Origin of the sequence: Caloramator australicus RC3 (assembly GCF_000297115.1) — a bacterium.
In the GTDB taxonomy this organism is placed as follows: domain Bacteria; phylum Bacillota; class Clostridia; order Clostridiales; family Caloramatoraceae; genus Caloramator; species Caloramator australicus.
On the sequence record NZ_CAKP01000073.1, the window covers coordinates 1 to 1,725 of the forward strand.

General features: G+C 37.6%; 1 protein-coding gene. It reads right to left on the reverse strand.

The features are described from left to right. Window positions 1-272: 272 nt before the first annotated feature. Complete coding sequence (locus CAAU_RS07105; protein ID WP_008908758.1) at window positions 273-1,622, reverse strand: ISNCY family transposase; 1,350 nt, start codon at window positions 1,620-1,622, stop codon at window positions 273-275. Window positions 1,623-1,725 lie beyond the last annotated feature (103 nt).

Sequence of the window (1,725 nt, forward strand, 5' to 3'; positions counted from 1 at the left end):
TAAAAATAATTTAAAATAAAGTTAATTATCGTATGAAAATGTCATTTAGATGGGTAAAAATTAGGGGGCTTTGCCCCCTAGAACCCCCCATCCTCGCCGGAAGGCAGAGGGGCAGATTAAACTGCCCCTAAAAGGCAATAGGATACTATGCCGCCTGATGTCAAGGCCTTTCGCGGCATAAACGGGCGCCCTCCCACAAGTGGGCCCCTCCCATTTATTCCACGGTGCCTTGACATCACCCGACTAACAGTCCTATTATCAAAAGCTAACATTTACCCTAAATTTTTGTATCTGTCAACAAAATTATCTTTACCGAGAAAAATTTCCTCAAGCATACTTAAAATTTCTTGATCGCTTTCATCATAGACGATGGGCTTAACTAAATTACGTCCATATTTGTAATAATGGTCTTCTGGCGGTCTGTAGGTGTTTTTCTCCTTCTTAACGGAATCAGTAGAAGATTTTTTAGGCTTTGAAAATATTTCAGTATCGTAAATTACCCCCTTGTATTCGACCTGAACACCTGTTAAACTATTAATGAATACATTAATAGTTGCTCGGGTCGGTATTGGAGGCTGATTGTTCTTTTGAAGGATTTTAAACTGTTTTCCGTAGTAGGAGAAAACGCCGCCATTATCGACCTTTCTTTTTTCCTTCACGCAGAGAATAGAATTAAGGTTTATGTCACTACTAAGTGGTCTTAAAGCAGATTCATCAGATAAAGGCTCAACAGAAAAGATGCTATTGAATTCAAAGACATATTTTCTCAAAAATTCATTAGCTTCATCAATAGTTTTAATTCCAGCTATTTTAAATTCAACGGGCAAACGCGATTGCAAAGTATTCCAAAGTCGTTCTACTCTACCTTTAGCCTGAGGGGAATGAGCAGTTATTATAGTGATGCCAAGTTCCCGCATAGCTCTAGAGAACTGAGTATCGTTACAAACCTTGCCTTCAAGCTGATCTTCAATAGAGAGTTTAGAAGCTTTAGTAGAAAGGAAGATAGCATGCCTATCGCTATAGATACTAGCAGGGATACCAAAGTTTTCGAGCATAAAGCGAGCGACTTCAAAATATCCTTGAAGGCATTCATTTTTAGTCATATAAAGACCGAGAACTTTGCCAGTAGCATCGTCGATAGCACCATGGATAGAATAGTTACAGCCAATACCCAGCCAATCAAATGGAGAGGAATCCATCTGAACTAGAAGGCCCATCTGTGGTTTTCTTTTTCGTCTTGTATGGGGTTTAAATCTACGACGCTTTTTAGGGCTTTTAATACCGGTAGAGTTAAGGATATTGTAGATGGTAGAGTAACTTAGCTTAATGCCATGGAATCTTTCAAGAAGCTCGTTAAAATGTTTGAAGTTAGCATTTTTGTAGTTGTCAGACAATTTAAGAGAGATAATTTTACCTTTAAGTTCATCGGAAACAGCATGAGAAGGTTTACGGCCTTTGTTTTTATGAATAAGAGCAGAAACCCCGCTTTGCATCACACCCTYTCTTAATCTAATAACTTGACGTTCGCTAAGGCCTAAAACCTTTGCTGCTTCCTTGACAGTTAATAAACCCTCAAGGGATTTTTGAATGACAACATACCTATTAATTTGTTTTTGTGACATTGAATAAAACACCTCGTTCCTCATAGTGACATTTTTATCATATTACTCTACAACATGACATTATCATAAAATAATCACAAAGAAATGTAAAATATTATTGCCA